The sequence below is a fragment of the Leptospira bouyouniensis genome, assembly GCF_004769525.1.
GTDB lineage: Bacteria > Spirochaetota > Leptospiria > Leptospirales > Leptospiraceae > Leptospira_A > Leptospira_A bouyouniensis.
Genome location: NZ_RQFT01000010.1, coordinates 260,997 through 276,864 on the forward strand (window position 1 = coordinate 260,997; position 15,868 = coordinate 276,864).

The 15,868-nt window shown below is 38.8% G+C and carries 14 protein-coding genes; 5 read left to right on the forward strand and 9 right to left on the reverse strand.

Annotated elements, in window-relative coordinates:
* Positions 1 to 9 precede the first annotated feature (9 nt).
* The 3 genes from EHQ43_RS11465 to EHQ43_RS11475 are packed head-to-tail and all read right to left on the reverse strand — an operon-like array spanning position 10 to position 3,375.
* Positions 10 to 2,163, reverse strand: coding sequence for a cAMP/cGMP-dependent 3',5'-cyclic-AMP/GMP phosphodiesterase (locus EHQ43_RS11465; protein ID WP_135743042.1), 2,154 nt, complete (start codon positions 2,161 to 2,163; stop codon positions 10 to 12).
* A gap of 18 nt (positions 2,164 to 2,181) precedes the next feature.
* Positions 2,182 to 2,520: a thioredoxin gene (gene trxA / locus EHQ43_RS11470; RefSeq protein WP_083930036.1), complete on the reverse strand. Its 339-nt coding sequence runs from the start codon at positions 2,518 to 2,520 to the stop codon at positions 2,182 to 2,184.
* 45 nt (positions 2,521 to 2,565) lie between these two features.
* A complete protein-coding gene (locus EHQ43_RS11475) occupies positions 2,566 to 3,375 on the reverse strand; it encodes a hypothetical protein (RefSeq protein ID WP_135743092.1) in 810 nt (269 codons plus the stop codon).
* Positions 3,376 to 3,460: 85 nt separating this feature from the next.
* On the opposite strand from EHQ43_RS11475, the gene EHQ43_RS11480 reads away from it, so the two are divergent.
* Positions 3,461 to 3,673: a hypothetical protein gene (locus EHQ43_RS11480; protein ID WP_135743043.1), complete on the forward strand. Its 213-nt coding sequence runs from the start codon at positions 3,461 to 3,463 to the stop codon at positions 3,671 to 3,673.
* Positions 3,674 to 3,984: 311 nt separating this feature from the next.
* Here EHQ43_RS11480 and EHQ43_RS11485 read toward each other — a convergent pair whose 3' ends face one another.
* The 3 genes from EHQ43_RS11485 to EHQ43_RS11495 all read right to left on the reverse strand — a co-directional run bounded on the left by EHQ43_RS11485 (position 3,985) and on the right by EHQ43_RS11495 (position 5,791).
* Positions 3,985 to 4,839: a hypothetical protein gene (locus EHQ43_RS11485; RefSeq protein WP_135752941.1), complete on the reverse strand. Its 855-nt coding sequence runs from the start codon at positions 4,837 to 4,839 to the stop codon at positions 3,985 to 3,987.
* 65 nt (positions 4,840 to 4,904) lie between these two features.
* Entirely contained in the window at positions 4,905 to 5,261 is a 357-nt protein-coding gene (gene panD / locus EHQ43_RS11490) for an aspartate 1-decarboxylase (protein WP_135743045.1), read from the reverse strand.
* Positions 5,258 to 5,791 (reverse strand): type II toxin-antitoxin system antitoxin SocA domain-containing protein, encoded by a 534-nt coding sequence (locus EHQ43_RS11495; RefSeq protein WP_135743093.1) that lies wholly within the window; start codon positions 5,789 to 5,791, stop codon positions 5,258 to 5,260. The genes panD and EHQ43_RS11495 overlap by 4 nt, the downstream gene beginning before the upstream one ends.
* Positions 5,792 to 5,887: 96 nt before the next feature.
* Between EHQ43_RS11495 and lipB the strand changes: the two genes are divergently transcribed.
* The 4 genes from lipB to murJ are packed head-to-tail and all read left to right on the forward strand — an operon-like array spanning position 5,888 to position 9,989.
* Entirely contained in the window at positions 5,888 to 6,430 is a 543-nt protein-coding gene (lipB, locus tag EHQ43_RS11500) for a lipoyl(octanoyl) transferase LipB (protein ID WP_244242776.1), read from the forward strand.
* Positions 6,431 to 6,486: 56 nt separating this feature from the next.
* Positions 6,487 to 7,476 carry an LIC_12071 family protein gene (locus EHQ43_RS11505; protein ID WP_135771259.1) on the forward strand — a complete coding sequence of 330 codons (990 nt, stop codon included), beginning with the start codon at positions 6,487 to 6,489 and terminating at the stop codon, positions 7,474 to 7,476.
* A gap of 3 nt (positions 7,477 to 7,479) precedes the next feature.
* Positions 7,480 to 8,349: an STAS domain-containing protein gene (locus tag EHQ43_RS11510; RefSeq protein ID WP_135771260.1), complete on the forward strand. Its 870-nt coding sequence runs from the start codon at positions 7,480 to 7,482 to the stop codon at positions 8,347 to 8,349.
* Between the two features lie 11 nt (positions 8,350 to 8,360).
* The gene (gene murJ, locus EHQ43_RS11515; protein ID WP_135771261.1) at positions 8,361 to 9,989 is read left to right on the forward strand and encodes a murein biosynthesis integral membrane protein MurJ; all 1,629 of its coding nucleotides are present in this window, start codon (positions 8,361 to 8,363) and stop codon (positions 9,987 to 9,989) included.
* Positions 9,990 to 10,120: 131 nt separating this feature from the next.
* On the opposite strand, the gene ileS is transcribed toward murJ, so the two are convergent.
* The 3 genes from ileS to EHQ43_RS11530 are packed head-to-tail and all read right to left on the reverse strand — an operon-like array spanning position 10,121 to position 15,748.
* On the reverse strand, positions 10,121 to 12,874 hold the full coding sequence (gene ileS, locus EHQ43_RS11520) for an isoleucine--tRNA ligase (protein ID WP_135771287.1): 2,754 nt from the start codon (positions 12,872 to 12,874) through the stop codon (positions 10,121 to 10,123).
* Positions 12,875 to 12,933: 59 nt separating this feature from the next.
* A complete protein-coding gene (locus EHQ43_RS11525; RefSeq protein WP_135743051.1) occupies positions 12,934 to 13,563 on the reverse strand; it encodes a leucine-rich repeat domain-containing protein in 630 nt (209 codons plus the stop codon).
* Between the two features lie 13 nt (positions 13,564 to 13,576).
* Positions 13,577 to 15,748, reverse strand: coding sequence for a CPBP family intramembrane glutamic endopeptidase (locus EHQ43_RS11530; RefSeq protein ID WP_135771262.1), 2,172 nt, complete (start codon positions 15,746 to 15,748; stop codon positions 13,577 to 13,579).
* Positions 15,749 to 15,868: the final 120 nt, after the last annotated feature.

Here is a 15,868-nt window from a genome sequence, read left to right on the forward strand (position 1 = left end):
GAATTGAGGTCAATTATAAACAGTGTTCAGCTTCATATAGACGCCAGGATTTTTCTTAATGTACTGGATGGCGTCTTCTTGGGAAAGCACATAGAGTTCGGTGCCTGGCCAAGCAATAAAACTGAAATGAGAAGGGAGGCCTTTGGTTAGCGAGTAAATCTCACCGACAAAATCCCCAGCTCCCAGTTCCCGGATGGTTTTGTGGTTTTGCATCACAACCACTGTTCCTGACCGCACAATGTAGGCATTTTGGAAGGTTTGGTTCTCTTCGATGAGAACGGCTTCTTTTTTGACTGTCTCTAATTTTAAAATCAGTTCGAGTTGGGTGACTTGGTAACTGGTGAGCCCTCGGAAGGTTTGGGACTCGGTCAGCGTTTTCCACGTATTGGTCTCTCGGATACTATTCAGTTTGATGAGGTTTTCGTGGAGTTTTGAGCCGCGGATAAACTGGAAAAATCTCGTTTTTTCAATGGTCAAGGCAAGCACATCGGTTTCAGCATACACATCGGCCTGGCGTACTGTATCGAGGATAAGGGATGCCTCTCCAAAATACTCGTAAGTTCCATAGCGTTTTACGGCAGAATGGTCACTGGAGAGTCCTTCAAACCGAACATTCCCAGAGGCAATGATGAAAAACCGATCCCCATGGGTACCTTTTTTGATGATTTGTTCCCCACGACGGAAACGTTCTTCCTTTACGATTTGTAAAAATTCTTTTGCCTTCTCAATCGGAAATCCAGAGAAAATATCAATCTGAGATAAAATTTCTAAGAGTTGGAATGCCTCTTGGTGTTTGGGAGGAGTGATCTCAGGATACAAAGTATTTTCAATGCCAAACTTAGCCAGTGTTAGGTGGTTCCCTTTTGGCATATCTTTGGCTGCTATGTGGTAAACCGTGATTCGTTTTTGTACCTCTTCAGGTAAGGATGCCAAATAACTGATTTTAGTATGAAGAGGAGGGACACCTGCTTCATGGTAGATAATTTTTCTATCCCAAGGAAAGTCTTTTAGGAATTGGTATCTAGTTTCTGGTAACACACCTTTTTTATACATATCCTCAAAAGCTTCTGGGTCATTTAAGTGGTCAGATGTATAATAGAAGGATTGATCTTGGAAAAAGAATTCAAATCCAACAGAAGGTATGGAATGAATGGCATAGTGGAAATAAAATTCTCCACCATTAATGATAGTAGGCCTTCCAATCACCACTGGGATAAAATCAAATAAATCCGTGATTTCCTTACGTGGAATCTTTGTTAGACTACAATATTTTTTAAGAAAAGATTCCATCACTGTTGCTGTAGCATAAATTGTGATTTTGGATTCTTCTAATATCTTTTGGAAGGTTCCTGCATCATGGTCTGCATGGCAATGGGTAAGGATGATAGAGTTAATAAACTTAGGATTTACATTGGACTCCCTCAACCATTCCGTTGAGTTTACAGGTGGGTCCACCATGATTCCTTGGCCATTCAACCAAATGATAAAGCCAGAAGTGTTGTCACTTGGGTCAAAGCCGTGTGACGGTCCAAGGCAGGTGATGCCAATGAGTGGTGGTTGGAAAGGTTCTTCTAATCGTTTTCCAATATCATATTTGACATGGAAATCTACTTCACCTGGGATTTTGGTTTTTTTATCACCATCCACAACAAGGAATTCATTGGAGGGGAGTTGTTCGATTGTGATTCCACCAAACTTTGCTTTGTGGGAATCATCAAACAAAACAAATTCCACCACTTCTTCCATTGACTTATAACTACGAAAGTATGCCATTTCGGCTTTGATATCGGGAAACCCATAACTCTCAGCACCATCGATAAATTCAGAAGATAGATTTACTTCTTGAGGACCCATAAGCGATTCCCCAAGAACAATGGTTAGCTGTTCTTTCTGTTCAGCAGAACAAACGATAAAGGTTTTTTTGCCACCACGAAAGAAGAAATTAAAATAAATGGGGAATTCAAGTTCGGCAATTGAGATGCCTTTTTCCACATGGAAGAACTTGTTAGGGAGGACAAACACCAAAGGGGTTTGTTTTTCTAACCCCATGGTGTCCTTAATTGTTTCAGGAGGGGATCCGAACTGGATATACCCTTCTGATGTATCGACTAAATATCCCCCTCTAGGGAGTGCTGTAAAACCATTCGGTTCGGAACTGACCATTAGGGGATAATTTATTTCCTACTTGTGATTTTCTATAAATTTTTTAATTTGCGGTTTTGGTAAAGCACCAATTGCTTTGTCTACTAAAACTCCATCTTTATAGAGAAGCAGAGTAGGGATGGATTGGATACCGAGCTCCTGCGCTGTCTTCTGGTTGAAATCAACGTTTAGTTTTGTAATTTTGATATCCGCCATTTCTTGTGAAAGTTCATCAAGTACAGGAGCAACCATTCTACAAGGTCCACACCATTCTGCCCAACAATCCACTAAAACCACGCCATTTGCAGTTTCTTGTTTGAAATTGGCGTCATTGATTTCTGTAAGTGCCATATTTCGAAATCTCCTTTTGAAACGTATAACCTTTCTATAAACTAGACTGGGGATTCTAGGGAAAATCGTCGATTATTGTTTCTTTTTTTTCTTTTTATCGTCGGATTCGAGGTCCGTGATCTTTTGTTGGAAGGACTCAATGAGTGTTTTCGTTTTTTCCAAATCTTCATTTTCGCCGGTAATTTGGAATATTTTGCGGTTCATCTCGAGCATTTCCACAGAATGTTTCAAATCTGTGGAATCTTGTGTTGACATTTCAAATTTAGATCGATAGTCCTGGGCCGCTTGGTTGGCAAGTTCGATGATGAGGTTAAAGTGTTCCTTTCTAATATAATAGTAAGGATTTTCTAAATCTTGTTCTTTCTCGTAGGCGATAAAATCAAAAAGATTCTTAGTACATGCCGCCACACGGAAATTGATATCAGGCCAAGACCATTTCCATTTCGAATTGGTACCAAAGGCAGTTACCGTTTTTTTCATGGCTTGCAGTAAACCTTTGATGAGGTTCAATCGTTGTGTAGGTGTAAACCTTTCAATTTTCGCAAGTAGTTCTTTGTTTTCAGATAAAGATCCATCCACATTGTTTCCAACTGTTTTTTCAATGTATGAGATGCAGTTATAAATTTCTTTTCTGGCAGTTTCTAAGTAGTTGTTATTGTTGATCTCAAGGATGGCAGTGGAAAGTTCATTGATCACAATACAAGTGTTAATCGTTTTGATCGAATTGATGGCAAGGGAGATGTTAAAGTAAGGTTCCATATCCTTACTTTTTTTGGCTTGGACTTTGAATATATTGGCTTCTTTTTTTAACTCTTCGAGGTAGTTTTTGAAATCTACCAATTTGTCATTGAAGTCAGCTTTTTTTTCCTTCGTGATGGCCATGTCTGGTTTCATTTTCGGCAGAAAGACTTGGTTTTGTCCATAAAAAACGTCGACCTGGACCCGAGTTTGCCGAAACTGGAATAGAATGGAAAATACTCCCCGTAAACGAAGGGATCTCCTTGATTTACTCGACACCTACAAATACATGAACCAGGCCATTTTCTGGGATTTTTTGGATTTGGACGGGCGTTGGGACTTTGCCAACGGTTGGTTACACCTGAACCACCCTGAGGACGAGTGGCGGGTTCGGGCATCGGAGCAATTCCCTCCCATTCGCCCAGAAGGCACAGACCACTAACCAAAAAAAGGTCAGCAACTGCTAACACATTGTAGTTTTTGATCCAAACAATTCACCCTTTCAAGTAGAAAGGGTTTAACTTCCTAATAAAATCCTATTTCATCCTCTGATCCTTTTTACCAAAAGTTGGACTTTCGTTTTTTGATCCATAAACGAAATAGCAATCCGACCCACACCAATGAGGGTTTTGTTCCTTATAAATTTGAATTTGCAAAAGTGAAATTTTACGAGAAGGGGGAAAGGTAAAAGATCGTATGAAAAAGAAGTAAATCCAAGACCTTTGTATCGGTCTTGGATGGAGTGAAATTTTTTTAGTAAGTGATCTTTAAGTCGGAGATATCGATGAACTTACGGAATAACAAACTGTTTGTTGGTTTTTTGGTATCAAACACAAGTACTGCCACTTTGTTGAAACTTAAGAAATTGGGACGGTACTGAGTGTAGTGGTGGCTTGTGATGGTTGTCTTATACTTGTTATTATAAATCGTATATGTGTGTTTTGGAAGTGTTTCGTGGACTTGGCGTTTTCTTTCATCCTCTGTTTGAGCCACATAATTATAAATCACTTGTTTTTCTTTAGAAGGTCCAGTTTCACCAAACAAAGTGAAGGGGAGAGCTTTTGCATTGTTTTTACATAGGTAATCGACTACTTCCGTGAATGTAGGTTCAGGCATCTCTGCTTCAAAACCAGCAAAATGGCGTTTTTCCATTTCTTCTTTTTTCTTTGCATATGTTTCTTCACCCCAAATTTCTTTTGCAGTGAATGGAGTTGGCATAATATTAGAAAAATATAAAGTTCTTTCGTCTTTTTCAGGGTCAGCTTTACGCCAAGCTGGGTAAGGAACAAGTCTTCTCTCGTCCTTATTCACACGGTCACCTTCAAAACCAGCTAACACAAAGATAGAATATTCTTGGTTTTCTGAAACTCTAGATTCCAATTCCACTTGAACATCTAAAAATTCACCTTTACCCGTATCTGCATGTCGTCTAATAAAACTAACGTTCTTTAAACGGATCCTTGCATCATATATAGAGAGTGGATACAAATCCCGGTTGTCTTTGGAAGAAGTGGCGGAAACTTGTGTCCCTTGTGGATTCCCAGATTCTTGTGCGAAAAGCGCAAAAGTGAGAAGGGTGAATGAAAGAGTGAATAGTGTTTTGTTCATGTTCCGACTACCAATTTGGTTTATACAGTTAGTATCGAAGAAATGCCCCAGAAAAATTAGGGAATTTAGGCTTTTTTCGGCCGATTGTTTTCGTCCACAAAGACTACCTTGGGTTTGTAATCGTTCGGGAGGTCCTTTTCTTCCACTTGCCCGTAGGTGATGATGATGACTTTGTCACCTTTCATCCCGAGCCTTGCGGCAGCTCCATTCAAACAAATGGTGCCTGAACCTCGTTCGCCCACAATCAGATAGGTTTCGAATCGGGCACCGTTATTCACGTTCACCACACTCACTTGTTCATAGGGTTTCATCCCTGCCATGTCCATTAAGTCTTGGTCAACAGTGAGGCTACCTTCGTAATGGAGTTCTGCCTCGGTGACGACAGCTCTATGGATTTTGCCTTTGCAAACGGTGATGATCATTCTGACCTCTCAAATAAAACTCTAAACATTTTGCCCGATAGATTCAAAAGGCTTTTTTGGACAAGAACATGTATTTTCGTATTGATCCGGTCCACAGAAAACGGAATTGCATCAAATAGGGGTGTGACAACATAATTTTCGTATAAATTCGGGTAATGGCGATTTTCATCCACCACACGACCTCGGAAAGCTTCAACGACTTTCATCATCACTCGTTTTTCTTCTTTGGATAAAACGAGTCCATCCAATGGTTTCTGAAACCGGAGAGAAAAACCTTGGATCCCATTCCCTTCAATCTTGGGAACCACTTCGATATGGCCTTTTTCTTTTAAATACAAAAGGGCTTCGTTCAGTTTGACGGGGTAGGGAGAGTCTTCTAAGTGGATATAGTCTCCTCTTGTGATCATCTCCGCATGTTTTTGGAAATGGACACCATCCGAATAGTAAAGTAGCTTCGCTAAATCTAGGCGAGCTCGACCATTCGGTGATTTTTCGAGGATCCAAAGGATCGCATGACAAAGTTTCTCTATCAAAAAGGACTACCTTCCTACTCTTTCCCGACAATGGTTCCCTACCAAAGATACTTGGATTTCCAGGAAAATTCCAGGAAAAATCGAAGGGAATCCATGCTCTTTTTAGAACACAGTCCATGTTTGACAGGGGGCATAGGTGCGAAAGCGGAAAATCTTTTGGTTTCTAAGGAGGTACTTTCGAAGATGGGAGTGGAGCTCATTTCCCTACCTCGGGGAGGGGACTTTACTGCCCATGAACCTGGGCAAATTGTCGGTTACCTCCATATCGACCTTAAAAAAAGGAATCTCAGTTTGGGCGATTTTTTACGAAACTTAAACGAAAGTTTGGTGGTCGGAGTCAAAGAAACTTGGGGACTCACAGTCGTCGAAAATCCGAAAGCTCCAGGACTTTATACGGAAGGAACAAACAAAAAACTCATCTCGGAAGGGGTGTATGCGAAGTCGTATTTTACTAGTTTTGGTTTTGCCCTGAATGGTACCAATTCTCTCTCCACGTTCTCACTTATCAATCCATGTGGTGCGAGGGCTGATGAGATGACTTCGTTAACAAGACTTGGTCTCTCGGATCAATTCCCTACAAAACGAATGGAATTTGTTCGGCAGTTTGCCACAACCTTTCTTTCCCTTCTCCCTTAATCTCGAATTTCTTACGGCATTTCTTCGGATTTGGCCGAAAAGTAAAAGGGGGATCCATGAAATATTCACGTTTTTTTCTATCCTTTCTCTTATTTTTTATCCTCTCGGAAACCCTTGCTCTCAGTGGGGTGGTCTGGACTTTTTATGAGTCCTTACAAAATGCTCTCGTACAAGAACAATTTATTTCTGATCATCGGGCACGCGATTTAAGTTTAGCTCTCGCAAAAAGTGCAGAACAACGCTTAAATAACGAAGGTTATGTGGAAATTGAAAAAATGTTCCAGAGGTATGTGGATGAATCCAAAAATGACCCGGAGCAGTTTCGTTTTTTAAAAATTAGTTTGTATGCTCCTGATGCAACTTTACTTGTTTCAACGGATACAATTTATACACTAGAAGAACTCCGAAAAAGAAAACCAGACGAAGAACTTTCAAAATCTACCTTTTTTCGAAAAGGGATACGCATGAAAAAATGGGAATGGTCTGAACCTGAAAATGGAGAGAACCCTATTCTCAATTCCAAACGGGATCCAAAAGTTCGGGATGGTTTTCAGTGGGTTGTTTCTTACTTACCCCTTGCAAAGTCGAATACGGTTCGGTTGACTTCTCCGTTATACAAACCGGGAACTTTAGATGTATCTGGGCTCATTATCCTCGTGTACGAACGTGGGAATTTAGGACTTTTGTTTGAGAACCAATGGAAACTTGCAGAGTGGATGGTGTTTAATTATGCGCTAATTGCACTGGTTGTCAGTTTACTCTTAACAGGGATTTTTGTCGCCTATACGATGTTTGTCACTAAAGACCAGTTGGAACATACAGAAACTGATGGAACCTTACCAATCTTTCAGAAAAAAACATTGGAAACACCGGAAAGTCAATTAGACCAAGTGAGTGACTCACAAGTACTAGGGCAACAAATCCAATCAACAAATTTGGACACTCAATCATCCGATGTAGAGGTACTACCTGGTGGACCAGTTGTGAACCAATTTAAAATCGATACAAATGAACAAACAATTCAAGATGCAATCTTTTTAGGATAAATTATGGAATCATTAGATAAAGTATTTTCCATTCAATTGAAAGGTGGTTTAGACGGAACCAGTGCCGATGATTTTTACCGATACTTTGAATCGCAACTTAACAAAGGGTATCGTAAATTTTTATTCCAAATGGGAGCATTGGATTACATCACTTCAAATGGAATTAGTATCCTAATTAAAATTCATAAACAAATTCTGAAGGCAAATGCAGTGTATGCAATTTATGGATTCAAATCAGAAGTCGAAGATGTCTTAAAACTCTTAGGACTTTTTGATAAACTTCCTATTTTTAGAAATCATAATTCTGCTGAGTCATTTTTATTACAAGTGGATGTTTCTCCAAAGGAAACGGAATCAAAAGAAGGAATGAAAAATCGTTCGGACATGGTTCATTCTGAAAAATCTTCACAACCGAAATCAGAAGAGAATCAAATCCGTTTTTATTTTACAGGAAAAACAAAAGTAGAGGGAAAACATACATCTGAATCGGAACCAGTTTCAAAGTTAGAATCCATCCAAGAAGTATCCACGGAATCCAAATCGAATCCTTCCCGAATGGAATCAGTACTGGAAGAAAAATTAAACCAACTACGATTGGAAATTAAGGATTCTTTAAATACAGAACTTGAGAGAAGGTTTTCTCTATACAAAACGGGGAAAGACCAGGATACCAAACTGGCACAAATTCCAAATTATATCCAATCGAAAACGAAACAGCTGGAAACGATAGAAAGGATCATTCAATGTGAGGTTTGTGGCACTCGTCTTCGATTATCAAAATTTGGAAAACATGAATGCCCGAGTTGTAAAACACAATTCCAACTCAGTCCCAATGGTTCCATCCGTTTCCTTGAAAAATTAAATCCAATTTAAATTCTGGTCGTATGACAAACCAAGTCCCTGGGAAAACTTCGAGTACGAAACGCTCCCTTGCTTTATCGTTTTATACCTTCTTATCTAGAATTTTAGGTCTCATACGCGACCATTTTATGGCTGTTAGCTTTGGCACAGGAATGGTAGCATCTGCTTTTAGCGTGGCATACCGACTTCCCAATATGTTCCGAAACTTACTGGCAGAAGGAACGTTAAGCCAATCGTTTATGCCTATTTTTTCTGAATATGAAAAGATAGGTATACTGGAAGCGCGTGTGATGGCAGGTACAGTTCTCAGTTTCCTTTTCCTTTGTTTGTCCATATTTGTTGCCTTTTTTTGGTTTTTTGCCGCTCAATTTTTACCAACATTAGTGGGTGGGTCACCTGAATATGGAAACTTAGTCGTAGAACTCTCGTTAGTTTTGTTTTTTCTCATCATGACAGCTAGTTTGTCTTCGATTTTTATGTCGATATCAAACTCTCATCATAAATATTTTGTCCCTTCTTTATCTCCCATTATCCTTAATTTTAGTTATCTGATTGTATTTTTGTTTGTTTTTCCTTTTTATCACGAAATAAGAGACCGAGTTTTTTTACTCGCCTATGGAATTGTTTTTGGCGGGGTATTACAACTCCTTGTACAAGCATGGTTTGTGTTTCGTAATGGGTATGGTCCTATCTTTCGATTGGATTTCAAACACCCTGCAATCAAAAAGATTTTTAAACTGATGTTACCTGCGGCGCTTGGTGGAAGTTTCTATCAAATTGGGCTTCTTGTAGACATTTTCCTTGCCAACTACATCCAAAACCAGAACCCGGGGCTTGGTGCAGTTGTGAGTTTGGATTATGCCCAAAGGTTAGTGCAACTTCCTACAGGGATCATCGGCGTAGCACTTGCGACAACCATCTTACCTTCCCTCTTAAAAGATTTACGGGAAGGTCGTGAAAAAAATGTTCCGAATGAAATTGCAGATGTATTGTCGTTTGCATTTTTTTTGACATTACCGGCAAGCATTGGTTTGGCTGTCCTTGGCGAAACTGTTTTGGATTCGATATATTATGGGGGTCGTTGGGACCATCTTGCTACACTCACTGCTTTTTTCCCACTTGTGTTTTATTCCTTGGCAATACCATTTTATAGCATCAATAAGGTTCTCGTTTCTTCGTATTATGCTTTCTCCGATACCAAAACCCCACTTCGTATCCAGTTGGTTTCATTTTTCTTAAGTGTGGTAGTGAGTATTAGTCTTATGTTTTTTTTGAAACATTCTGCCATTGCACTTGCTTCTGCTCTGAGCGCAGTTGTGACATCATCGTTGTTACTTTTTTATCTAAAGGCACACCAAGTGAGTATTCCTTTTGCGACAGTCGGTAAACGTGTGTTAAAGATGGTGCCAGCCCTCTTTGGGCTTTTCTTTTGGCTAGTATTTGCAGAGTGGGTAATCAAACCAAATTTACATAGTTTGGAAAACAATGTTTTTGAATTAAGTTATGCAAATCTCAGTCGTTTGAGCCTCTGTGTTTCCATTCTCCCTGCAGTTATCATTTATTTTGGAATTGCGACCAACACAGGTCTTTCCGAATCTGAAATCATTTTGGGCAAGTTTTTACGAAAGTGGAAACAAAAACCAAAGTCATAATCTATGAATCAATTGTTGACTTTGGGTTTGGCATTGATACGAGAACGGTAACGAAAACGGAGAGAAACCTGACTACAGATTCACTCCGTGCTTCGTTACAATTAGTTTTTTAGATCTTTGGATTAAAATGTTTAAGCATTGTTCGGGGATAGTTTGGAAACTACCGTCTCACATCGTTTGCAAAGAGTCCCTTCTTTTTCCGAAACATGACGCCAACAACGTGGGCATTCCGCATATTTTGGTTTTCGGATTTGGATGGAACCAGTTTCACCCTTCCATTCAGAAAATACTTCTTGGATTTCTTTTCCATCAAAACTGACATGCGACACTACAAAAAATAATGCAAGTTCCTCTGGTGAAAAAGAGTAACTGTCTTTATCACCTTCAATGATCACTTCAGCTTCTAATGACTTACCTAGTTTTCCCAGTTTTCTTGCTTCTTCCAAAGCTTTTTGTACATCTTCTTTGGTTGCAAAAACAGGTTTCAGTTTGGTTTCAAGAGTTTCATCGATCCACTGGGTTAAATCTGAAAAATCAGAATAAAAAACAGAATCTTTTTTTCCAAATGTTGTCCAAACTTCTTCTGTGGTAAACGAAAGGATAGGGGCTAAAAGTTTAGTGAGGACCTCTAAAATCAAAGCCAGTGCATATTCGGAAGACCTTCTTGTTTTCGAATCTTTGGCATCACAATACATTCGGTCTCTGATGATTTCAAAGTAGTCTTGGCTTAAATCGACAGTACAGAAAACAAGTACCTTATGATACACTTGGTGGAACTGGTAGGAATCATAAAGTTTTTTAACATCTTCATTCAGTTTAGCCAGTTTGTGTAAATAGTAACGATCGATAGTTTCGAGTTCTTCTTTTTTTAAGTTCCAAGAGAGGGTATCTGCGTTTGTATTTCCCAGTAGATACCGGAATGTATTGCGGATCTTACGATAGGCTTCTGAAACAGTTTTGATGGAATCTTTTCCAATTTTAACATCATCTCGGAAGTCTTGGGTGCTCACCCAAAGTCTTAATATATCGGCACCGTATTGGTTAATGATATCTGTTGTTGGATTGATCACATTTCCAAGGGATTTGGACATTGCATGACCTTTGTCATCTAAAACATAACCATGTGTGAGAACAGATTTATATGGTGGAGTTTTACGAATCGCCATAGAAGGCCAAAGGGAAGATTGGAACCATCCTCTATGTTGATCAGATCCTTCTAGGTATAAGTCTGCTGGTTCTTTTCCAATTGAATCACCAAACACAGCAAAGCTGGAAACTCCAGAGTCAAACCAAACATCTAAAATATCCTTATCTTGTTTTAGATCTTCTGAACCACAATTGTTACATTTGGTTCCTTGTGGTAATAAATCCTTTGCTTCTTTTTCATACCAAACTTCAATCCCTTCTTTTTTGACAATTTGAATGAAGTGTTGGATGGTTTTGTCATCCAAATGTGTCTGCCCACAAGACTTACAAGTAAAAGAAGGGATAGGTACACCCCAGTTCCTTTGGCGCGACAAACACCAGTCAGGTCTTGACTCCACCATCGAACGAATCCTTGTGATCCCCCAATCTGGGATCCATTGTACTTTGTCGATGGCTTTTAGAGATTCTTCCCTGAGTCCATTATGATCGATGGAAAAAAACCACTGAGGTGTTGCCCGAAAAATTAACGGTTTTTTACTCCTCCAACTATGTGGATAGGAGTGTGTGAATTCTGAGAAATGAACGAGTGCATTTTTTTCACGGAGTAATTCGACAATTTTTGGATTGGCATCCCAAATTTTGATTCCCTTCATCATTTCAAATTCGTCCGTATAACGGCCGTAATCGTCTACTGGGGAAAGTGTTGGTAAACCTGCTGCCATTCCCACACGGTAGTCGTCTGTTCCATGTCCTGGTGCGGTGTGAACACAACCTGTTCCTGCATCGAGTGTGACATGATTTCCAAATAGAGGAATGGACTCTCTCTCTAAAAATGGATGTTGGAAAATCATTTGTCTTAAGTCATCATTAGTTAGGGATTTGATTTTTGTAAGAGTGATCCCCGTTTTTTGTTCCACCGCTTCTTTTAATCCATCGGCAAGAATGAGTCTTCCATGGTTGTCGGATTGGAAAAGAGAATAGGCGAGTTCTTCATTGAAACAAATCGCAAGGTTTGCAGGAAGGGTCCAAGGAGTTGTGGTCCAGATAAGACAATACGTATCCGTTTCGCCTTTAACAGCAAATTTTACATAGATGGATGGAGATACGTGGTTTTGGTATTCGATTTCTGCTTCTGCATGAGCCGTAGCAAGATCGATGCACCAGTACACTGGTTTTTTCCCTTTATAAATATATCCTTTTTCAAACAGAGAACCGAATACTTCCACAATCCTTGCTTCGAATTCTGGAGCCATGGTTAGGTATTTATTGTTCTCATCCCAAAAACAAAGGAAACGATTTAGGTCATCCCCTTGTTTGCCTACAAACTCAGTGGCATACTCACGGCATTTTTTTCGGAGTTCACTTGGACTTGTATTTCTTGCTTCTTTACCAAGATTCTTTAACACCTGTACTTCGATGGGAAGTCCATGGCAATCCCAACCAGGGATCATATCCGTTTGGAATCCACTTAAGGTTTTCGATTTGATGATGATGTCTTTTAAAATTTTATTGAGAGAGTGACCCACATGGAAGTTACCATTAGCATAGGGTGGTCCATCATGTAATACAAACGAAGGTTTTGATTTACGAATTTCCTTCATCTTTTGGAAAACTTTTTGGTCTTTCCAAATTTGTATTTGGCCTGGCTCACGTTTTGCCAGGTCGGCTTTCATGGGAAAATGAGTCTCCGGAAGGAGGACTGTTTTTGAATAAGGATTTTCCGTTTCTGGTTTGGCCATCGTAAGACCAATGTTTGTCATCTAGGCCAGAGAGAAAACGGAAAAAAAATCTTTAGTTCTTAGAGTTTGACACGTACCTTAGGGAGTTCGTCCCGTAGTCTCACCACATCTGATTTTTCCAGTAGGGTCTTTTGCAAAACCAGATGTTTTAGGTGACCAAGTTTTGCCAGGTTTTTAGGAAGGGTTTTGTATTCCCTCATGAGGGTAAGGTCTAGAATTTCTAAACTGGGAAGAGAAGCGATCACCTCAACGTCCGCCTCTGTTAGTTGCACTTTGGTTTCGTCAAGGGCCAAAGTTTTTAGTTTTTTCAAACGAGAAATGACAATGGGAATTTCTTTCAGTTCCGTCCTTCCAAGTAACAAAACTTCTAAGTTTTCTAAATTGCCAATTTCATCTGGCAAAGATTGGATAGGGTTTCCAAAAAGATTTAAAATCTTTAATTGTTTGAGGTTTCCAATCTCTTTTGGAAGTATCTTTAATGAATCATATTGGAGGGTAAGTTCTTCTACTTTTGTCAAATTTCCAATTGATGAAGGTAAATTGCCAAACTCTTTGTTGGAAAGATTGAGAACACGATCCTCTTTGTGTTCTAAAATCCATTCTTCTGCATTCACAACTTTTTTATTACATTGTAACAAGATGGAAGTGAACAAAAGGACTAAAAGCGCATTGTAATTAAAAGACTTCATAAAACCAACTTTATCATTTCAGATATTTATTATAGCCAAATTCTAATTCCCGGATAATAAACTGTATGTAATCCATTTGGTCACGGTCAGATTTATACAAACTCGCTTCTTTACGGTAGTATTCTGCCAATTGTGTGCGAAATAATATGGTACGAAAGTCTGATTTGGAGAGGATGAGTTCTTTTGATCGATTTTTTAATTGAATTGCTTCCGGGATCTTTATCACAACAGAAATTTGTAAAATCGCATGTTCAATCTCAGCTACAATTTTATTGGAGTCTTTGTTTTTTTCTGAAGGTGATAATTGGAATTTGATATCTTCAACACAATCTTCTATATGATTGCGTAATCGTTTGTAATCGTAAACCTTTTCGGCTATACTATTGAATTTTTTAGGGTAAATGAAACTTTCTGCAACCTTGGCAATGTTTAGTGATCTATTTTCTTTGGGAGACTCTAGTTTTGGTTTTTCAAAATTTTGTTTTGGTTTTCCATCCTTTCGATACAAATAACCTAAGATCAGTCCAAGAATAAAACTTACAAAAAATCCACTGGGTATGTATTCCAAAGAACCAATAAGGAGTGATACTACCGTTACAACAGATGCAAGTGTTAAAAAACTAAACACACCAATTGGAACATGGAACTTCTCTTGTAAGGCAGAAAACGAAATTGAAGGTTCTTTTTTGTTCGTAGGAAGGTTTTGATTTTCTTCTTCCATGATTTCCTTCGATAGATCTTCTTTGTCGACGGATACATCGGAACGATTTTTTAGAACCGTCCTGATTTGGTCGAGGATAGGAAGTTCATTTCGGTAATCCGCGCTTGTTTTTGCAAGTTTGAAGGTATTTTCTTCAACTTTGGAAAGATATTTTTGGTCGAGTGCGAATAATACATGAAAGTTTTCGTCTTTCATTTCCAAACATCCATAAGTATCAGAAAGAGTTTTGACAATTTTTTCTATGGCTCTTTTTTTTTCTAATTCTGAATTTATATTTAAAGTTTTGATTTCAGCGTATAAATTTAGTTTGGTGAGTGTCAGAGTGTTTTTTGTGTTTTCTTCTATTTTTGTACTAAGTTGTTGGATCAGTGAAAATAATTCATCTTCTGCATCTTCTTTTTTTTGTTCTGTAAGGAATCGAGAAAGTTTATTTAAGATCGTGATACTTTCTTGGATGCCATTTTTCACTCGCAAAGAATCTTCGCTTGTGAATAATTCAAATGGAAATTCTCCAAGTAAATTTGTAAATTCTTGGACCATTGGTTGGGTAAAATTTAAAAGTCCTTCCGTTTTCGTAGGAAGTTTTGTTTCCATTGTTTCTAACTTTTCTAAAAAACTTTCATATTTGTTTTCTTTTGCTAACCGTTTGAGATAAGGAAAGGCAAATTGTCTGAGGCCATCAAGTTGTACAGCTAAATGTTTGGAATATTCCGGATGGTGCGAACCATTAGGTAAAACAAAATGGTATCCAGGGACTACCTCAACTAGTTTCGCAGTTTCTTTGCCACGTGTCACAACATCGATAATAAAATCTTTGGTTGGTAAAGGACCAAAAGGTTCAATACTTGATCGAAGGATAGATTCCAATTCGGATTCAAAACTAAGTTTGGTTGGGAAGAAATACACTTTTCCTTTTTGATCGGACCGAAGTAAAATGGATCCTGGATTTTCTTCTTCTAATTGTAGATCGCGATTGGATCGATTTTTAAGTAAAGAATCCACCAAATCAATGCTATACTTAAAACAAGAACGTCGGAAAGGAACCACATCTGTTTTTTCTTTCGATTGTGGTGAAATCATACTCAAGCGGAAAATAAGTTTTTGGTCCACTTGTAAAATAAAAGGATAAAAATAAACGACAGCTTCTTTGTTGTGTTCCGTAAGCCCTGCAAGTTCTTTTAATGCTTCTTTGATGGCGACATTCGTTTTATGAGCTTCTGTTAGTTGAACTTGTTTGGACAGAAGTTCTGGAATTGAATCCAATGTGAGAAAAAGCGTAGGTGTAATTTCAGCACTTCCATGCATTTCCAATCGTCTGTGCCGGACTCGTAATTCTTCCAAAATCGCTTGGGAAGTGAGGGAATAACTCGCTATGTTTTTGGGTAAGGAGATAAAATAAGATGGTTCGGAAACACTGCCTGTGAGTGGGCTTTCTGTTTCCCCTAGATCTGAAAATGGTTCCAAAATGTACCTGCTAAGACACAAGTTTACAGGAGATTTTCCCAAGAGCAAGAGAGAAAGTTGCGGGAATCTCTAGAAATGAATAGAATTTCATGGATCAGGAAATTCCTGAAGTCCCAACAA

Excerpts from the sequence above, each read along its gene's own strand:
- panD (WP_135743045.1), bottom strand. The coding sequence starts at position 5,261 with ATGATCATCACCGTTTGCAAAGGCAAAATCCATAGAGCTGTCGTCACC.
- EHQ43_RS11480 (WP_135743043.1), top strand. The coding sequence starts at position 3,461 with ATGGAAAATACTCCCCGTAAACGAAGGGATCTCCTTGATTTACTCGAC.
- EHQ43_RS11475 (WP_135743092.1), bottom strand. The coding sequence starts at position 3,375 with ATGGCCATCACGAAGGAAAAAAAAGCTGACTTCAATGACAAATTGGTA.
- lipB (WP_244242776.1), top strand. The coding sequence starts at position 5,888 with ATGCTCTTTTTAGAACACAGTCCATGTTTGACAGGGGGCATAGGTGCG.
- EHQ43_RS11505 (WP_135771259.1), top strand. The coding sequence starts at position 6,487 with ATGAAATATTCACGTTTTTTTCTATCCTTTCTCTTATTTTTTATCCTC.
- EHQ43_RS11510 (WP_135771260.1), top strand. The coding sequence starts at position 7,480 with ATGGAATCATTAGATAAAGTATTTTCCATTCAATTGAAAGGTGGTTTA.
- EHQ43_RS11525 (WP_135743051.1), bottom strand. The coding sequence starts at position 13,563 with ATGAAGTCTTTTAATTACAATGCGCTTTTAGTCCTTTTGTTCACTTCC.
- EHQ43_RS11485 (WP_135752941.1), bottom strand. The coding sequence starts at position 4,839 with ATGAACAAAACACTATTCACTCTTTCATTCACCCTTCTCACTTTTGCG.
- murJ (WP_135771261.1), top strand. The coding sequence starts at position 8,361 with ATGACAAACCAAGTCCCTGGGAAAACTTCGAGTACGAAACGCTCCCTT.
- EHQ43_RS11465 (WP_135743042.1), bottom strand. The coding sequence starts at position 2,163 with ATGGTCAGTTCCGAACCGAATGGTTTTACAGCACTCCCTAGAGGGGGA.
- ileS (WP_135771287.1), bottom strand. The coding sequence starts at position 12,874 with ATGGCCAAACCAGAAACGGAAAATCCTTATTCAAAAACAGTCCTCCTT.